The following is a 19,860-nucleotide window of genomic DNA, read 5'->3' on the forward strand; positions in this document are numbered from 1 at the left end:
AAAACTATTGCACTTAACCTACTTCCTTTAATTCCTTTATAAAAATAAACATTCCCAAAAAGTAGGTAAATGTAACTATTCCAAAATGCCTAGACAAAAAGTTTTCAGTTGTGCAAACCAATAACATTTGAAAAAGCAACAATACGGATAATTTAGAGCCTTTAATACATTTAAAAACAACATAGATGTAATAGCAAAAAATCAACAAACAAATCCATCCGCCATAAAGCAATATATTTAAATAGTAATTATGTGTATTATAAGGTTGGATTTTACTAAAGTTACTATCGTATTTTGACTCGTAACATGAATTAAGTTCTCCTTGTAACGAATCTCCATAACCTAAAAAAGGCATTTCATAATATAGCTCCTTTGCACAATTATAGATAGCAACGCGGATATTGGTAGAATTATGATGGTTTCCTTTTAATTCTACTTTATATTCTGTAAAAACTTCAATAAAACGTTTAAATAGAATTTCTTTAAATGAAAACAAAAGAAGAAAACCTAAACTGACTAGGAAAATTAAGGTAATTATTTTATGCTTTCTATTAAGCTTTTTAAAGAAAAAACAAACTATCAATACCAAAGTTAATAAATATATCACCATAATAATTCTTGAACTAAACAAAAACAACATGAATGTTGTCATTATTACGTTTACGATAAACAAGTATTTTTCTCTTTTAAAATTTAATTTATTTGTAACCAAATGATAAATGGATAATGTAAAACTAATGAGTAAAAACATTGAAAAATACGTTGGATGAATATCTAATTTAGCATGTCTAAAAACATAATCTCTAAAAAAAGGAATGTTCTCTGGGCTAACATTAAACAACAATTTAACACTGTTAACATCTAAAAAAAACCACAAAAAATAAATAGATACTATCAACACAGCACCTTGAAAAACTTTTAATGCTAAAGACTTTTCTTTTTCTCCAATATAAATAGGTCTAAAATAAAAAAGCAAAGGAAAAACAAGAAAAGGTAAATTAAGCAATATTGTTTTAACAGATAAATCGGTTGACACTAATTCATGAATTAAAAACAACCAAAACATTAAAGTCAAAAAAATCAATTCTTTGGTTATTTGCCTGCGTCCGTCGGTTTTAAAATATTGAATAAAAAATCCAAGTGAACAACAAATAATAGTTATTGAATTTATGTTTTCTTTCATTAACGGAAAACATGCTAACAATAAAAAAAAGAATTTATTATATAAAGGTAATACCCGAATGTCCTTAAAATTATTCATAAAAACTACATTCTCAATTTTATTGCACTAAAGATTTGTATAATAATTCCCAATCTTTTATTCTTTTTTGCCATGAATATTTAAGTTTAACAAAATCACTTAAGTGTTCTCCTTTAAGTTTACGTTCCTCAAAGGTCCAATTAGCTACCTTAATTAAAGCTTGTGTCAACTCACTTTCATTTGGGTTTATTAAAATTCCTCCGTTATCGTTCCACTTTAAATCCAATCCGGTCTGAAAAGTAGTTATTACCGGTGTTTTGCAAATAGCTGCTTCTAAGTTAACCATCCCGACAACTTCGGAATAAGAAGGTGCCACAAAAACAAAAGCCTGTTTATATAAACGTTCTTTTTCTTCCCCAGTAACCAAGCCTAAAAATTCAACTTTATCTTCAATTTTTAACTCTTTGACTAGCTTCTCTAAATAGATTTTATATGCATTAAAAGGCCCCGCTATTTTTAATTTAAAATCATCGTTTTTTAGTCTTGAAAACGATTTAATAAGCATATCAATACCTTTTTTAGCATCTAGCCTACCTAAATAAAAAAAGTACTTTTCCTTTTTCTCAACAAAAAAATCCTCTTGCAAACTAAATTTGTTATGGTCAATAACATTAGGTAATTCAACAAAATTAGAAGAGGGAAATATACTTGCTAAATTTTTAATTTCATCGGAAGTTATTCCATGAATCTTCGAGGCCTTTGAAAAAACAGAATTAGCGAAACTATTAAAGTAAATTTTCTTTTTTAAGCGCCCTTTTTCCCAAAGCCAAGGTTCATACATGCCATGAGGTGTTAATATAAAAGGAATTTTATTTTTAATTGCAAATTTAGCTGCACAATACTGAGGAAACATCCATACACCATGTATATGGATAACATCGATACCTCTATCCTTCTTAATGCTATTAAATAGTTTTTCCCAATCCTTCGAAAACAACCATGGTTTATTAGTTTCTACAAGGAATATATCATCTTCACTTTCCTTCCTTGAAGAAATAACAAACGACTCAACACCTTCAACATTATTCAGTCTACCATTAAGTTCCTGAACTACGGTACGTAAACCTCCACTATGTATCGAGAAATCTTCTATGATGTGTGCTATCTTCATTAAAATCTTTTATAAAAACGAGTAATATAAAATAAAATTCAGGAGGAAAATAGTGTCCTTCTCTAATTAATTTAATTATTAAATAAAAAAAAGTACCCTGTTCTATAACTTTATCGTTCCGTTTAAAAATACGACTTGCCCTTAAAATAAAATACCCTATTAAAAACAAACCGAAAACCCCAAAGTCTACCAACATTCTTAAAAACAATGAATTTGCATCATCCTTATTTATTTTAGAAAAACCAATAGTAATTAAATACTCAGGGGGCTCCATTGAATAGTAATATTTTTCATACACTGAACCATATGAACCAAGACCTGAACCTAATGGGTTGTTTAAAAAACTGGTTTTTGTGATAAACATATTACTCAACAAAGCATAAGAACTTAAATTAGTAGATTGTTTAAATTTACCATCATCTACTGCTGAAAACGATTCAACCGTTTGTTTTGCCCTTCTGATAAAAAAATTGGAATCCTCAGAATTTACATTTACATCCCAATTAGAGTATAAATAATAAAAAGCTGCTCCCAATGGTATTAAAACCACTAGAACATATTTCATAAAATATTTGACTTTAAAAAGCGGTATTATAATCATTAAAAATAGTCCTATATACCCCATAGATGATTTAGAAAGCATTATGGTTATAACCAAAACAAATACTCTAAAATATTTGTTTTGCTTCCAATAAATATAAACCGCAGGCAACATAATTGCCGCATAGTGCGCTGGTTCCTGTAAAATACCGTTCAATCTATCCCCATTTAAGAAAACGTTTATTCTTAAATAAAACATAAAAATGGCTAATACTGCCAGCCAAAAAGCAAATTGTAAATAAACTTTAATTAAATATTGCTTGCCGTAAGTCTTAATTAAACTATAATAGAATATACAACTCAAAGAAATTCCCGCTAGCTGTGCTATTAAAGAATCTATGGGACTACCAACCACTATGTAATTTAGAACCCCGTGAATAATAAAAAAGGAAATTAAACCAAAGAAAAATTTATTTAGATAAATCTGTTTTTTTAAAGCAAGTAAACTTAAATTCAATAATATTATAAAATAAAACAGCTTAATGTCTATTATATAATGAAAATTAAAATCTTCACTAAAAAGTGCAAAAATACTTGTTCCGACAATGAATTTATCAAGAATCTTCATGTAAGATTTTTTTTGCTTCAAATTTAAGCATTGCCCAAATATAATCTATTAAACAAACAATATAATTTACACCCGCTGTTTGATGTTTAGCTCTTAATGTTTCCTTTAAAACTTTTGAAATATTATTATTACTTACTCCTTCGGCTCCCATAATAGCCGTAATTTCATTAACCTTTAATGTTTTTAATATATGCCCAGCTCGCAACAACATCTCATAATCTCCAGCAATTTTATAAGATATATCAAAAAACCCATATTTTTCAAAATAATTGGCGCTATGAAATGCTCCAACATGAGCAATATTCATGCGTCCTTTAAAAACAGACCAAGACCATTTACCACTAATTGTTTTCAAAGTTTTATTACCTGAAACGACATTAACATTAGAATATATTATGTCTAAATCTACATTTTGGAATTTGTTTAACTCACGACTGTATATCTCTAAAGCGTTATCAAGATAATAATCATCAGAACCTAAAAATGAAATCCAATTTCCGGTCGCCATTTTTAAACCTTTATTCCAAGCATCATAAATACCCTTATCGGGTTCCGATATCCACTTGTATAATATTCCTTTAGTCTTAAAAGCTTCCTCAAACGATTGTATAATATCAACCGTCGTATCTGTAGAATTTCCATCAACGATAATGTACTCAAATTGGGTATTGGTTTGATTCAATAAGGAATCAATAGTCCTTTTTATTGTTTTCTCAGAATTGTAACTTGCTGTAATTATTGTAAGCACAGAATTAGTTTTGTTTTATATTTCTTATAAATTTTGCGGGATTACCTCCCCAGATTTCATTATCAGGAACAGATTTTGTCACAACACTTCCTGCTCCTATAATTGAATTTTCTCCAATGGTTACTCCCTTCAAAATTATTGAACTTCCTCCAATAAAAGCATTTTTCTTTATTTTAACAGGAATTGACTCCCCATTGTCTTTCTCTGTTCCTCTAATATTCTTATCCAAAGAATGGAAATCTGTATCCCAAATTTTGCAACCGCCACCAATTAAAACATTATCTTCAACAACTATTTCAATAGAACAAAATATAGCAGTATTCGAAATTCCAACGTGGTTACCAATTTTTAACTTGGCCTGTTTAGCAACAACTATACTGCTAAACGTTTGGCCACCTATAGGATTAAAAAAATAGTTAGAATTAATGGTTACATGATTACCAAAAGTAATATTTCCCTTGCCTTTTAAAAACAAAGAGCCATTAATTTTTAAATTTCTCCCCACCTTAACTTTAAATAGAGCTAATTTAATTCTGTTTAATAATCTACTACCAAAATATCTTAAAGAAACTAATATGGCATAAACCTTATTTAACATTTTATTTTTAATAAATCTTTGTAAATACTATAAACCATCTCATTATTTTTACTCTGGTCAAACATATCTAACGCAAAATTTCTTGCTTCAAACTTCATTTTAGATAAGATCTCTTTATTTGATTTTAAAAACGTAATCTTATTCTTCAAATCTTGTATCGCACCAACTTCATATAAATAACCTGTTTCACCATCTCTTAAAAGTGTATTCTGAGAACCTATATTAGAAGCTATAACAGGTATTGAAAGAGATTGTGCTTCAATCATTGCTCTAGAAAAATGGGGTGTTTTAAAAGGACTCAATAACAAATCTATCATTTGCATTTTAATATTTACATCTGATATCATTCCATTTAATACAACATTATTAGGCATACTATTAGCAATATCTATTTCTTTTTGATATAAACCGTTAGGCTCATATCCAAAAACCAAAATTTTTATATCTGGATTTAAAGCATTTGCCAAGTTTGATAAATCTTGTATTCCATTTTCTAAATTAAACCTTGCAAAAAAACCTATAACAAAATCTGACTCGATAATTCTGTAATTTTCCCTTTGCTCTGCTCTAATATCCTTATTAAAATGATACAAACTTGTATCTATTGAATTTCTTATTACCTTATATTTATTTTTTTTAAATGGTTCAGCCTCGTATTCATTTATAGGAATAAAAAAATCGCAATACTTATTATTAAAAAATTTAAGAATATTTCCATGAAAATTCTCTAGAAGTGGTTCTCTCACATGACAAACTATTTTTATATTTTTAAAAAATAGTTTGGCAACTAAAGCGTAAATAAATAGACAGGAAGTATTTAAATGGATTAACTGTGGTTTCGTTTTTTTTATTACTCTGTAAGCAGCTATAGCATTTGGTATTATAAATAAAAGATTTTTTACAAATAACCTAAAACTCATTCCAGACACAGTTGTGCCATGAAAAGCAAATAAACGCTTTTTACTAACAATAACTTTGTCACATACATTCTCAAATAATACCTTAGCAGGACCATCAATAAGCATAAAAACGGTAGACTCAAAAAATTTTTTATCTAAACCATTTAATAGAATAGATAGACTTTTAGGAGCTCCTCCTAACTCTCCTGCATGATGGATATATAATATTTTTTTTTTTAAACGATCCAAGAACAATCAAATTTAAGTATCCAATAGTAATAATTAATTTATTTTCATTTTATTAAAGACCAAACTTTAGTCCACATTTCTGTATTTGCTTTATTTAAGTTAATTTTCGCTTCTTGTAAAATACTTTTAATATTATCGTAGTCTTTTAAAAGCTCATCAATTTTTAACATTTCGTCTCCAATAATACTATTTTTTACATCAAGTATCCTATTATTCTGCTTAAAATCCTCAAATAACATTTCATATTTATGATTCCAACTTGTAGCCAGACAAGGAACGCCTTGATTTAAAGCACTTGCAACACCGTGAAACCTAGATGAAATGACCATAAACGATGCCCCTATTACACCTTTTACTTCTTTTGAATTTAAACCACTAACTACTCGAAGCTTGTTTTCAAACTTAGCATTAATTTGATTACAAATATCAAAGTCTCCCTCTCCTTCATGATTTAACAAAAAGACATCTTTACCTTTTCTTTGAATCTCACGAATCGTCTGTTCCATAAAATCAACATATTCTAAAGAACCTGTTTTAGTATGTGTAATCATTTTTTGATTTGGGATTATACATACTTTTCCCTTAACAAAATTATATTCTTCAGATAGTTTTCCTTTTACCGACAACGTAAAATCAGAGTACATTAAAACTTTATTTTTATCTCCCCCCGCTTTCAATAAATGTTCTAAGGAAATCCTTTCTCTAGCAATTATTAGGTCAGAATATTTATTAATTATCTCAATGCTTTTTCTTCCCTCAGTTGTCTCGAAAGGCCCAAATGCTTGAGGTAAAAAAACTATTTTAGCCCCATTTTCTTTAAGTTTTTTATAATACTTTTCAATTACAACTAAACTTTCTTTTGAATAATTCCATTGATCAGAAAATTGAAATCCAGCGGCATCTAAAACTAGGTCAATATTATCGATAGGATATTTAGAAGTGAAATAAGTATAAGGTAACTTTAATCTTCTTAGGATAGCTTTTGGATATCTTCCATAATGCAACGCTAATCTTTTTTTTATTTTTAAAGAAGATTTTATGTTAAGTTTTTCTTCTCCTACATAATTAGAATTGTAGTATATAAGAGCATCAGGATGACTCTTTTCGATTTCTTCCAATACAGCATAAAGCATTAATTCAGCCCCTTTATTTAAGGTATTAGTACCATCTATTTGAATTGTCATAACTGGTTTAATTAAATTTTCTAATATTATTTAGGACTCTTTTCTCTGAATAAGCGACTTTGCCATCAGGATCTGGATAACCAACAGCCATACACATAATTGGTCTTTGGTATTTTTCAAGTTTCAATGCTTTTTCCATCTTTCTCTCCAAAACTTCTACATCAGGCCAATTAATAGCACAACTACTTAATCCTAAAGTTTCTAAAGCATACATAAAAGTCATACTGGCTAAAGAAGCATCAATGTAAATAACGTGTCGATCTCTTTCATCAAAATAAGCATTTAAATTCCCAACAACAACAACCATCATAGGAATTCCTTCTGCATAGCCCTTAACACCACCTGGTAAATTTACTAACTCTTTGAGCAAATTAGGCTCATCAATGATTCTATATTCATAAGGTTGACGATTACAAGCACTGGGTGATTGGCTCGCTACAGTTATGGCCTTATCAATTAAATCATGGGGGACTAGCTTATCTTCAAACCATCTAACGGAACGGCGTTGCCGTGCTAACCTATAAAAATCATTATATGAAATGCAAGACAAATCTTTTTCTAATCTATTATATGGAATACGCTTTAAAGAGGCTTTATCATATTGATTATCATTATTAGTTTCTTTTATCTTATCAAAAAACTTAATTGATAAACTATCTATCAAAGGATGACTAGCACTACCTTTGAAATATTCATATAAAACATCTTGAAACCATTGATATTGCAAATCTTGCTTTAATTTTTCTTTACTCCAAAGTACTACAAACGCTTCAATAGTTTCTTCTATATAATCCAAAGCAAAAATTTCACGCCTTGGCCTCATAAGCAAGCCTTTTTCTATCCTATGCGTATTACGTACTAAAGTATAAATATTAGCCTTTGCTGTTTTCATTTCTTTTAAATGCAGGACCTTACCTTTTAACACGGCATGCTGCTCTCTCAAAAAATTTCTTGAAAAAAACAAATAATAAAGTCCACTCATAAAGGGTGTCGAGACAAAGTACCGAGGCAAAATATTATGTATGAAATATTGAAAAGCGAGATATAATTTAACTAAATACTTTCTCATAATCTATTAAAATAGTTTTTTGATTAAGGGAGTAATCGTTTTGCTTTCTAAACAGTAGATAGAACTTAAATATGAAATAACATAAATAAAGGAAAGTATCAATATACTTTCAAAATCAAAAAATAACTTTAAAATGAGTACAACAAAACTACTCATAAAAACCCCTATTAATGCACTTCTAACAGAGCAAAAAACATTTACAATTTTTAAACCAATTTCTTTTTTTAATACAATAATGCCTATTACTACCAAAAAAAATTTATTAATTAATATAGCAAATGAAGCTCCAACTAATCCAAAAAATGAAATCCCAAAATATAACCCAGGCACAAGAACAAAAAGAGTTAATCCAACTATTATTTTCATTTCTAATTTAGGTTTTCCTAACCCTCTAATTAATGAGGTAAAAGAATTTATTAACAAATGAATCATCATTGCTATCGATAATATTTTAAGAGGCACAATAGCATCAATCCACTTTTCTCCAAAAAAACCAATTATTTCCTCAGCAAACAGAAAAAAATATGTCATTAAAGGAAAAATTAATAAGGCATTAAAATTTATGATTTTTAAGAAATAACTTTTAAGCTTTTGCTTATCATCCTGTGATTTACCAAAAACAGGATACATTACCTTATTTAAAACAGCACTCACCGTTTGCCTTAATTGCTCTGTTAAGGAGAAAGAAAGTGTATAGGATCCTAACACTGAAGCCCCTAACATTTTACCTATAATAAGATTATCAATATTATATGTTAAAGTACTAAAAACTCCTGTTCCTGTTGAATAGATACCAAAACCAAATATACTTTTAAAATACTCTTTATTCCATTCCAGTTTAGGCTTCCATTTAGTACTAAAATATAACATGGGTAATGTTAATGCAATAGACAATATATTATTAATTACCAAGGCCCAAACTCCAACACCATTATAAGCTGCAAAAACAGCAATAACGCCTGCAATAAAAGCTGATAAATTAAAAATCTGGGCTATTTTTTTGAAATTTAAAGCTCTAGTTAAAATCACATTATAAATCAAACTAAAAGGCTTGATTAAAACACCTAAACTTAAAAAGGCTATTAACTTTATTAATATTGGTTCTCCATAAAAATAAGTCGCAAATGGAGCAACGGCAAAACACATAAAGAGAAAAAACAATACTCCAAAACCGATACCGCTCCAATAAGCTGTAGAATACATTTTCTCAACCTCACTATCATCCTTTCTTTGAATTAGAGCAGCGCTCATCCCCAATTCTGAAGCTGCTCCAGTTACTGCTAAAAAAACTGTACACATTCCAACTAATCCAAACTCTTCAGGCAAAAGCAATTTTACCAAAACAAACTGAACAATAAACCTAAAGCTTGTATTAAGAACAAATTCAATACCTGTCCATTTTATTCCAGAAACAATTTTTTTTGAATCCAACCTTTAAGTTTTATTAACTTTATACCATTCATACATCTGCTTAACACCTTCCTTTAATTCCACCCTATGTTTCCACCCCAAACCATTCAATTTAGAAACATCTGTAAGTTTACGCATCGTACCATCGGGTTTTTCAGTATTAAATATTAAATGGCCTTTAAAACCAACGATATCTTTTATTGTTTCAGCCAATTCCTTAATGGAAACATCCGTTCCAGTTCCTATATTGATGTGTGTGTTTCGGATTTCTGCTCCTTTGGAAAAAGATTCTGAAACAAGTTCAGAATGACAGGAAAGTGAAGAGTAACAGTCTTTAAAATCTCTGTTTTCCATTAAAAACACGCAGGCATCGGCCATATCTTCACTCCAAAGAAATTCTCTTTTGGGTTTTCCTGACCCCCAGATTTCCACACTATTTTCAGAAACGCCAAACGTTGCTAAATACGTTTTAGCTTCTTCCATATTTGACACGTTTAAATCCTGTATAACCTCATCATATTTTGATTCGGATAGCAACTTCGCCAAATGTATTTTTCGGATTAAGGCTGGTAGGACATGTGATTTTTCTAAATCGAAATTATCATTGGGGCCATATAAATTGGTTGGCATCACCGAGATAAAATTCGTGCCATACTGCAAATTATAGCTCTCACACATCTTAATGCCGGCTATCTTAGCTATAGCATACGGCTCGTTGGTGTATTCTAACGTATCGGTCAACAAATACTCCTCTTTCATAGGTTGTGGCGCATGTTTAGGGTAAATACAGGTACTTCCTAAAAACAACAACTTCTTAACCTGATGCACATAACTCTGATGAATCACATTGTTCTGAATCATCATATTTTCGTATATAAAGTCAGCGCGATACATATTATTGGCCACAATACCGCCTACTTTAGCTGCGGCTAAAAACACATACTCCGGTTGTTCTTCTTTAAAAAAAGAAGCCACAGCAACCTGATTAGTTAAATCCAGTTCTTTGTGGGTGCGCGTGATGATATTAGTGTAGCCTTTTTCCTGAAGATTTTTTAAAATCGCACTACCAACTAAACCTCGGTGACCAGCTATATAAATTTTAGAATTTTTGTTCATAAGGTTTACTCAAAATAGTTCATGATTTGGTACCCTCCATCCTTAAGATATTGCTCCTTTTTCATGAGTTTAACATCACTCTGCATCATATCTTTAACTAGGGCTGGTAAATCGTATTCTGGCACCCAACCAAGTTTTTCCTTTGCTTTAGTAGCATCTCCAATTAACAAATCAACCTCCGTAGGTCTAAAATATTTAGGATCTACAGCTAATACCTCTTTTCCTATTGGTAATTGATACTCGGAGTTATTACAAGCTTTAACAAATGCTTTTTCGTCAACTCCTTCGCCTTTAAATTCTAATTCAATACCTACTTCAGCAAAACTCATCTTCACAAAATCTCTTACAGTAGTTGTTTTGTTAGTGGCAATAACCCAATCTTCTGCCTCATCTGCTTGAAGAATCATCCACATCATTCTCACATAATCTTTAGCATGTCCCCAATCGCGTTGCGCATCTAAATTTCCTAAATAAAATTTATCCTGTAATCCTAACGCAATTCTTGAAGTGGCTCTGGTAATTTTACGAGTTACAAACGTTTCCCCTCTAATAGGAGACTCATGATTAAATAAAATACCATTACACGCATAAATACCATAGGCTTCTCTGTAATTTACAGTAATCCAATAGGCATACATTTTCGCAACTGCATATGGACTCCTAGGATAAAATGGCGTTTTCTCAGTTTGAGGAACTTCCTGTACCTTTCCGTATAATTCTGATGTTGATGCTTGATAAATTCTGGTCTTTTTCTCCATGCCTAACAAACGAATCGCCTCCAATAAACGAAGTGTACCTAAACCATCTGCATTACCCGTATATTCCGGCATTTCAAAAGATACATGTACATGACTCATCGCTGCCAAATTATAAATTTCATCTGGTTGAACCTCCTGAATTAAACGCGTTAAATTGGTACTATCGGTTAAATCGCCATAATGAAGAAAAAAATTACGGTTTTCTACATGTGGATCTTGATATAGATGATCGATTCTGTCAGTATTAAATAATGAAGATCGTCGTTTTACACCATGAACTTCATACCCTTTTTTTAATAAAAACTCACTTAAATAGGCCCCATCTTGACCTGTTACCCCTGTAATTAAGGCTACTTTCTTTTTCATTTATTTTAATTTATCAAACACCTTTTGGCTTTCTTAGCAAAAATAAGATATTAAACCATGTTGGCAAGAGAATTCATACTATTTAATAGCATTTTTAAACATCCTTAAGGAAATCAATATTTTAAAAACAAATCCTAGTTTTAAATCACATTATATAAAAATTTCATTTCTCTATTATGGATACTCTATGGATACTCTATGGATACTCTATGGATACTCTATGGATACTCTATGGATACTCTATGGATACTCTATGGATACTCTATGGATACTCTATGGATACTCTATGGAAGTTCGTAATTTAAATTTTAACTAAAAATCAACAACAAATTATTTACTAACAAAAGCATAAACAGCCTTCTTTAAACTCTCTTTCCAATCTGAGGTCATAACCCCTAAATTATATTTCACTTTTTGCTTATTCAACACACTGTAAGCTGGACGCCTAGCTAATGCAGAATACGCTTCTGTCGTTATTGGATTTACTTTTATATTAATTTTTGATTCCTTAAAAATCGCTTTAGCAAAATCATACCAACTAATACTTCCTTCATTACTGTAATGATATAATCCAAAATTATCACTTTTATCTGAAATAATTTTTAAAATAACCTGAGCTAAATCTCCGGCATAAGTTGGTGTCCCAATTTGATCCTTTACTACACTAATTTCATCACGTGTTTTTGCTAAACGCAACATGGTTTTCATAAAATTATTGCCATGCTCTGAATACAACCAGGATGTACGAATAATAAAATACCGCTCTAAATCTTTTTGAATTTCTATTTCTCCCTGTAACTTAGAAGCCCCATAAACACTAATTGGGTTTGGTGTATCTTCTTCTGTATAAGGCTCCTTTTTAGTTCCATCAAAAACGAAATCAGTAGAAATATGAATTAAAACTACACCATATCGTTTGCAAACAAGCCCTAAATTCTTAGGGCCATTGGCATTAATATCAAATGCTTTATCTTGTTCTTCTTCAGCCTGATCTACAGCAGTATATGCCGCACAATTTATACAATAATCAAAATTTTCCTTTTGAAATATTCGATCAACCTGCTCTTGATTTGTGATATCTAAGGTTTCACGATCTGCAAAGACAAAATCAATTGAACTATATTCTTCAGATAAATCTTTAACACATTGCCCTAACTGCCCTTTACTTCCTGTTAATAAGACCTTTACTTTCATTACAGTTTAAATTGACTTTTAAATGATGGAAGTAATTTATCCTTATCGGAAATGATTAACTCATCCTCTGAAAAATTCCAATCTATATTTAAATCCTTGTCATTAAAAATGATTCCTGATTCTGAAGCTTTATTATAAAAAGCATCACATTTATAAGAAAACAAGGTATTATCTTCTAACACTACAAAACCATGTGCAAATCCTTTAGGAATATATAATTGTTGATGCGTTACATCATCCAATAGTATTGAAAAATGCTTACCAAACGTTTTGGAGTGTACTCTTAAATCGACACAAACATCAAGCACCTTTCCCTTAATGACACGAACTAATTTAGCCTGTGCATGATTATTTGTTTGATAATGTAACCCTCTTAAAACGCCTCTATTTGATTTTGACTGATTATCCTGAACAAAATTAACTTGCTGTCCTATTTCTTTTTCAAACAATTTTTCATTAAAACTTTCAAAGAAATAACCTCTATCGTCTTCAAAAATTTTAGGCGTAATAATGAAACAGCCTTTCAGGTATGTTTCTTTTACAATCATTCTTTTATTATTTGCTGAAGGTATTCGCCGTAACCGCTTTTTAATAAAGGTTTAGCCAAATTAAGCAACTGATCTTTATTTATAAAACCTTTCTTAAAGGCTATTTCTTCTATACACCCTATTTTTTGCCCTTGGCGTTCTTCAATAACTTGAACAAATTGTGAAGCCTGCATTAATGAAGAAAATGTTCCTGTATCTAACCAAGCTGTACCGCGATCTAAAACACTTACATGAAGTTTACCTTGTTCTAAATACGCTTTATTGACATCAGTAATTTCTAACTCTCCTCGCTGACTTGGCTTAATATTTTTAGCGATTTCTATAACCGAATTATCATAAAAATAAACACCTGGAACTGCAAAATTAGATTTTGGATTTAACGGCTTTTCCTCTATTGAAATGGCTTTATTTTCTTTGTCAAATTCAACAACACCATAACGTTTAGGGTCTAACACGTGATAAGCGAAAATAACACCGCCTTGAGGGTTTATACTTTTATGTAAGGTATCTTCTAATCCTGAACCATAAAAAATATTATCTCCCAATATTAACGCGACGCTATCCTTACCTATAAAGTCCTCACCTATAATAAACGCTTCAGCTAAACCATTTGGCTGTTCCTGTACAGCATATTCAAATTTACATCCATAATCAGAACCATTTCCTAGTAAATCTTTAAATTTAGGAAGGTCCTTAGATGTAGAAATAATTAAAATTTCATTGATTCCTGCCGACATTAATGTTGTTAACGGATAATAAATCATAGGCTTATCATATATGGGCATAAGCTGCTTACTTACCACTTTTGTAAGCGGATACAAGCGCGTTCCTGAACCTCCTGCTAATATGATGCCTTTCATTTATTCTTTATATTTCTTTAAATACCAAGCTATGGTTTTTCTAATTCCTGATTCGAAATTTTCATTAGCTTTCCATCCCAATTCAGATTCAATTTTAGAGGTATCAATCGCATATCTAAAATCATGTCCAGGTCTATCTTTAACAAAAGAAATTTGCGATTTACATGAAGTATCCTTAGGACATATTTCATCTAATATTTCGCAAATAGTATCAGCTATATCTAAATTATTTCGTTCGTTGTTTCCTCCTATATTGTATGTTTCTCCGGCTTTACCTTTTTGAAAAACCAAGTCTATCCCCTTACAATGATCGTCGACATACAACCAATCACGAACATTTTTACCATCACCATAAATCGGGATTTTTTCTCCGTTTATAGCTTTTCTAATAATGGTTGGAATTAACTTTTCGTCATGTTGTCTGGGCCCATAATTATTAGAACAATTTGTCGTTATAACATTCATTCCATAAGTATGAAAATAGCTTCTTACAATAAAATCTGATGATGCTTTTGATGCACTATATGGGCTGTTTGGTGCATACGGGGTACTTTCTGAAAACAAACCTGTTTCTCCTAAAGATCCATAAACTTCATCTGTTGAAATATGATGAAACCTTGCTTCTTCAAAGTTTTTTTTCACCACATTAGGCGCCTGCATCCAATGATTTTTAGCAACATCTAACAAATTATATGTTCCCAAAACATTGGTTTGCATAAAATCATCAGGGTTCATAATAGAATTATCTACGTGCGATTCCGCTGCGAAATGAATAACGCCTTTAAAATCAAATTTTTTAAAAAGCTGTTCAATAAAACTTCTATCACAAATATCTCCCTTTACAAAAGTATACCTATCTGATTGTTCAATATCTGTTAAATTAGAAAGGTCTCCTGCATAAGTCAGTTTATCTAAATTAACTATTTTAACTCCAGGATATTCTTTGAGAAAGTAAGAAATAAAATTACTCCCTATAAAACCAGCTCCTCCTGTAATTAAAATAGTCATGCCTTTATCCTTTAATCCTTAACTTGTTCCTTAATATATTCCGAAAGCCCCAACAAACAAAACACTACTAATGTCAAGCCTAATAATAGTATTGGTAATTTAAACTTCATCTTATCTCTCCAAGTAGTAATATCATATCCAGTAACGGGAAATCCTGCTAAAACATTAACAATATTTTGCTGCTCAACTCGATATCTATTAATTTTTAGTCTTTCTGCCTCTAGACCCAAGCGTTTATCTAAAATTTTAGACTCATCTACAATTAAGCTAGTCGATTCAGCATCTCCCATATATAAATTAGTTCCAGAACCTAACTTAGATTCCTTTTGAGACTCATTAATTCTAATCTTTAAATATTCTTTTAATAAAGAATCTGTTTTAGCTACTTGGTCCATTAAGGTTGCATCCTTTTTATCAAGGTTTTCATTACTTACCTCTAATAATTCTTTTAAATAGGGGTTATTTGACAACTCCTTTACTAAGTTTTTTTCTATTTTTTTATACAGAGATTTATCTTTAGATGCCACACCTAATTTATGAACTTGAAAACTAAATGCATTTAAAGAGCTTTTAAACTTATCATATGTCATTTCTAATTGAGTTATAGAATCTAATCTATTGAAATACGCTGAATACATCTCTGACAACTTGTTTTCATCCACATCTGGTTCAATATAAAACCCTTTTAATTTAGAAGCTTCAGACGGCGTGATACCTAATCGCCTCGCCAATTCTAAAGTGTCGCGGTCTTCATGAGCTAACTGATGAAATTCTTTCATATTCTCATAAACCTGACGGGTAGAATTGAAATTCGTTTCTATAAACATATTAGCACCATAAAGTGTATCTGCCTTATTGTCCAAAATATAACCAACTACTACACCTAAAACAACGACTCCAACATACCAAACAAAACGCTTGTAAAAATGTATCAATAACATTAAAACAACTTTAAACAAGCCTTGAAAAATAGATGCTATAAACTTAAAAAAGCGGTCGAAAGCATTACCGATTAACTTAAATAACTGCCCTAAATCTACCTCTTCTGATGATTGCTCTGGCTTTTGCAATTCTTTACTCATAAATTAAATTATTAATTGAAAATTTGTTCTAATATGTTCCTTGTAATTAAATATGTTGGCTTTACTCCGGACGTTCCTAAACCTCCGGATGCAAGTGTTGCTCCTGTTTCTAAAGGATTATCACTGGCATAATAGGCATATCTTACCTTTACATCTTTACTTATGCTTCCACGCACTTTGGAAGCTGCCTGAATAGCCTTTTGATAATGCGCACCTTCCATTTCTAAACCTATAACTTTCCAGGTCGAATTATGGAAAAACTTTAAAATATCTTTATTCTGAAGCGATGTTCCTAAAACTGTAATCATAGCACCTTCATAAACAGCAACACCTTGATTTTCTAAATCTTTCTTGTTGAGTTCGTTTTCAAACGGATAATTATCTGCTGTACCTTCAAAAATATGCGCCGAAGGAATCATAATATCGCCTTTACCACCTTGTAAGATTCCTGCTTTACCCATAATGGAAATTGAATCGACATCTAAAAGCATATCTTCATCCTTAAAACTATAGGGCTTTAAAAGTTCGTCTATTGTTTCATAGGCTTGCTCTCCAAACGCATAATCCATGACTAAAATAACCGGCTTTTTATCTTTTAAATATTCTAATTTTAGAGGAATATCAATTTTCGAAACATCAATTTTACTGGTATCAAAAATTTGAACGTCTATATTTGTTCCGGAAGTATCTTTAACATAAATCATTCCTCGCTTTAAAGCTTCTTTACTTACCTTAATTCGAAGTGACTTATTCTCTTTATTGCTTAAATCTTCATAAACGCCGAATATCTCCTTTTTAGCAACTAAAGACGCTAATGCATTGGGAGCATATAATGTGTTCATCACACTATGCATATTAGCACTAATGATATGAATTGGACGCTCAATAAGTCCTTCTTTATATAGAATCTCCTTAATATTGTCAGACCAGATTTCTCCGTGTATATGATGCCCAATGCGTTCTCTAAGCATCGGACTGAAAGTTATGGTACGTTTATTATTCGTCGTTTGCTCCTCGATAGCTAGTTTACCCAGCCAATAAATGATATGCAAAAAACGTTCTGGTTGATTTTCAGTCGCGAATTGATTGTAAACCGTCATCAATTCGTTAAACGTTCTTCCTAAAATATTTGCCGTATGCGTTATGGCTACCTCACGCTCTTCTTGAGTTAACTTTTTATTCGATAAAACCGCCTTTTCTAGTTTAATCCAGTCACGTGTTGTTGCTCCCGATTCATTGATAACTACACGTCTACTAATTTTATGAGACTCGACAAACAAAAACGTTAAATGGGTTAAAATATCATAGATTTCCGAACGACCTCGCGTAATTTCAATATTCATTTGTTCGGCATCTATTCGGTAACAATTACGACGTCGTTTTGAAGGAATTATAGGTTTAAAATGTGAATTCAAATAACCTTCATCACTGGTTAAATTGATGAACATACATTCTTCAATTCCCATAGGAAGGCGATCAATCACATAAAGTAAGCCTTCTAACTCTGCTTTTTCATCACCAATAGAACCATAAATCTCAGGGCGTAAAAGCAATAACGATTGCCTTAAAGTTTCTCCAGAAACACCCATAGGCTTATAAAACCCACGGTTAAATAAATGACGCATAGTAATATACATCCGCTCAATGGCGTTCGAACTCTCTTGAGCTCGTGTTCTTTCGTGATGTTTTCTATTACTCATACGTCTTAATATTCGGCCAAATATACTATTATTTCCGTTAATCAACATGAGGGAAACCCTCAACTATACTTCTGTCGTTCGATAATCTCGGTAACTTATTCTGTCCCCCTAATTTACCAATCGATTTCATATAATTTTTAAATCCATCTTTTTTAACTTTTCTTATAACAAGAGGCCTTAAAACCTTCCCTTCTATTAAATCGAAATAATAAACATTTTGCTTTTGAAGAGATTCATCTAACTTCTGTGCTAATAGTTCTAAATCATCTGGCTCATTCTCAAACTCTATAAACCATTCATGATACGGCAAGCCTTCTTCCGGATTAATTTGTGGTGCCACAGTAAACTCAGATACCCTGATATTTGTTTCCGAAATAGCCTCCTGCATGGCTTGCTCTACTTCTTTTCCAATAACATGCTCGCCGAATGCTGAAATAAAATGCTTAATCCGCCCGGAAACAATAACGCGATACGGTTTTGTGGATGTAAACTGAATGGTATCACCGATATTATACCCCCAAAGCCCGGCATTGGTTGAAATAATCATCACGTAATTTACTCCGATTTCAACATCTCTTATGGTAATACGCTTCGGGTTTTCTTTGAAAAACTCATCAGCTTTTATAAACTCATAAAAGATTCCTGAATTCAAAAGAAGTAGCATTCCTTTTTCATTCTGCCTGTCCTGATAAGCAAAAAAGCCCTCACTGGCCGGATATAATTCTATACTATCTACTTTACGACCGATAAGATTTTCGAACTTGGCACGATAAGGTTCATAATTAACCCCTCCAAAAATGAATAAATTAAAATTCTTAAAAACATCACCGACCTTCTTGCCTGTTTTCTGCTGAAGTTTTTCAAAATACATCTGCACCCACGATGGGATTCCTGAAATCACCGTCATGTTTTCAGGCAAGGTTTCTTCAACTATAGCATCCACCTTGGTTTCCCAGTCTTCAATACAATTGGTTTCCCATGAAGGCAATCTGTTTTTCTGAAGATATTTAGGCACATAATGCGCCACAATGCCAGACAACCTCCCCAACTGAATGCCATTTTGTTCTTTTAAAATCGGACTTCCCTGAAGAAAGATCATTTTACCATCGACAAACGTACTGTTTCCTGTTTCCTGAATGTATAGCAAAATGGCATTACGGGCAGCCTCTACATGATAGGGCATGCTTTCCTTAGTAATGGGAATATACTTCGCCCCTGAGGTTGTTCCAGAAGTTTTAGCAAAATACAAAGGTTTCCCTTTCCAAAGCACGTCGTCTTCGCCTGCAACTACACGTTCTACATACGGTTTTAAACTTTCATAATCACGAATAGGGACACGTTTTACAAAATCTGAATGATTATTAATACTTACAAAATCATGATCCTTACCAAAAGCTGTTTCAGCAGCATCGGCAATTAAATTCTGAAATACCTTTTCTTGAGTTTCAATAGGGTTATTAGCCCACTTTAAAACACTTTTATATATACGTTTGGCAAATGGTTTTGCCAATGCCGATTTTAATGAAATCAT

18 protein-coding genes are annotated in these 19,860 nt (G+C 31.4%); all 18 read right to left on the bottom strand.

Going from position 1 to position 19,860, the window contains the following annotated elements:
* Positions 1–13: 13 nt before the first annotated feature.
* Entirely contained in the window at positions 14–1,183 is a 1,170-nt protein-coding gene (locus RBH94_RS05550; protein WP_307882737.1) for an O-antigen ligase, read from the bottom strand.
* Positions 1,184–1,280: 97 nt separating this feature from the next.
* Complete coding sequence (locus tag RBH94_RS05555; protein WP_307882738.1) at positions 1,281–2,372, bottom strand: glycosyltransferase; 1,092 nt, start codon at positions 2,370–2,372, stop codon at positions 1,281–1,283.
* A complete protein-coding gene (locus tag RBH94_RS05560; RefSeq protein ID WP_307882739.1) occupies positions 2,332–3,540 on the bottom strand; it encodes an O-antigen ligase family protein in 1,209 nt (402 codons plus the stop codon). The genes RBH94_RS05555 and RBH94_RS05560 overlap by 41 nt, the downstream gene beginning before the upstream one ends.
* The gene (locus RBH94_RS05565) at positions 3,527–4,288 is read right to left on the bottom strand and encodes a glycosyltransferase family 2 protein (protein ID WP_307882740.1); all 762 of its coding nucleotides are present in this window, start codon (positions 4,286–4,288) and stop codon (positions 3,527–3,529) included. Before RBH94_RS05565 ends, RBH94_RS05560 begins: the two co-directional genes overlap by 14 nt.
* A gap of 4 nt (positions 4,289–4,292) precedes the next feature.
* Complete coding sequence (locus RBH94_RS05570) at positions 4,293–4,886, bottom strand: DapH/DapD/GlmU-related protein (protein WP_307882741.1); 594 nt, start codon at positions 4,884–4,886, stop codon at positions 4,293–4,295.
* Complete coding sequence (locus RBH94_RS05575; protein WP_307882742.1) at positions 4,880–6,034, bottom strand: glycosyltransferase family 4 protein; 1,155 nt, start codon at positions 6,032–6,034, stop codon at positions 4,880–4,882. The genes RBH94_RS05570 and RBH94_RS05575 overlap by 7 nt, the downstream gene beginning before the upstream one ends.
* 44 nt (positions 6,035–6,078) lie before the next feature.
* Positions 6,079–7,218 carry a polysaccharide pyruvyl transferase family protein gene (locus RBH94_RS05580; RefSeq protein ID WP_307882743.1) on the bottom strand — a complete coding sequence of 380 codons (1,140 nt, stop codon included), beginning with the start codon at positions 7,216–7,218 and terminating at the stop codon, positions 6,079–6,081.
* A gap of 7 nt (positions 7,219–7,225) precedes the next feature.
* The gene (locus RBH94_RS05585) at positions 7,226–8,200 is read right to left on the bottom strand and encodes a nitroreductase family protein (protein WP_307882744.1); all 975 of its coding nucleotides are present in this window, start codon (positions 8,198–8,200) and stop codon (positions 7,226–7,228) included.
* 93 nt (positions 8,201–8,293) lie between these two features.
* Positions 8,294–9,718, bottom strand: a complete 1,425-nt coding sequence (locus RBH94_RS05590; RefSeq protein ID WP_307882745.1) for a lipopolysaccharide biosynthesis protein — start codon at positions 9,716–9,718, stop codon at positions 8,294–8,296.
* Positions 9,719–9,721: 3 nt separating this feature from the next.
* Complete coding sequence (locus tag RBH94_RS05595; RefSeq protein ID WP_307882746.1) at positions 9,722–10,813, bottom strand: GDP-L-fucose synthase; 1,092 nt, start codon at positions 10,811–10,813, stop codon at positions 9,722–9,724.
* A 5-nt stretch (positions 10,814–10,818) separates the two neighbouring features.
* Entirely contained in the window at positions 10,819–11,937 is a 1,119-nt protein-coding gene (gene gmd, locus RBH94_RS05600) for a GDP-mannose 4,6-dehydratase (RefSeq protein ID WP_307882747.1), read from the bottom strand.
* Positions 11,938–12,267: 330 nt separating this feature from the next.
* Complete coding sequence (gene rfbD, locus RBH94_RS05605; RefSeq protein WP_307882748.1) at positions 12,268–13,131, bottom strand: dTDP-4-dehydrorhamnose reductase; 864 nt, start codon at positions 13,129–13,131, stop codon at positions 12,268–12,270.
* Positions 13,131–13,679, bottom strand: a complete 549-nt coding sequence (gene rfbC, locus RBH94_RS05610; protein ID WP_307882749.1) for a dTDP-4-dehydrorhamnose 3,5-epimerase — start codon at positions 13,677–13,679, stop codon at positions 13,131–13,133. The genes rfbD and rfbC overlap by 1 nt, the downstream gene beginning before the upstream one ends.
* The gene (gene rfbA / locus RBH94_RS05615) at positions 13,676–14,539 is read right to left on the bottom strand and encodes a glucose-1-phosphate thymidylyltransferase RfbA (RefSeq protein WP_307882750.1); all 864 of its coding nucleotides are present in this window, start codon (positions 14,537–14,539) and stop codon (positions 13,676–13,678) included. The genes rfbC and rfbA overlap by 4 nt, the downstream gene beginning before the upstream one ends.
* Complete coding sequence (gene rfbB / locus RBH94_RS05620; RefSeq protein WP_307882751.1) at positions 14,540–15,547, bottom strand: dTDP-glucose 4,6-dehydratase; 1,008 nt, start codon at positions 15,545–15,547, stop codon at positions 14,540–14,542.
* Positions 15,548–15,558: 11 nt separating this feature from the next.
* A complete protein-coding gene (locus RBH94_RS05625) occupies positions 15,559–16,629 on the bottom strand; it encodes a hypothetical protein (RefSeq protein ID WP_307882752.1) in 1,071 nt (356 codons plus the stop codon).
* A gap of 11 nt (positions 16,630–16,640) precedes the next feature.
* Positions 16,641–18,329 carry a hypothetical protein gene (locus RBH94_RS05630; protein ID WP_307882753.1) on the bottom strand — a complete coding sequence of 563 codons (1,689 nt, stop codon included), beginning with the start codon at positions 18,327–18,329 and terminating at the stop codon, positions 16,641–16,643.
* Between the two features lie 37 nt (positions 18,330–18,366).
* Complete coding sequence (locus RBH94_RS05635; RefSeq protein ID WP_307882754.1) at positions 18,367–19,860, bottom strand: GH3 auxin-responsive promoter family protein; 1,494 nt, start codon at positions 19,858–19,860, stop codon at positions 18,367–18,369.

Origin of the sequence: Aestuariibaculum sp. YM273 (assembly GCF_030908365.1) — a bacterium.
In the GTDB taxonomy this organism is placed as follows: domain Bacteria; phylum Bacteroidota; class Bacteroidia; order Flavobacteriales; family Flavobacteriaceae; genus Aestuariibaculum; species Aestuariibaculum marinum.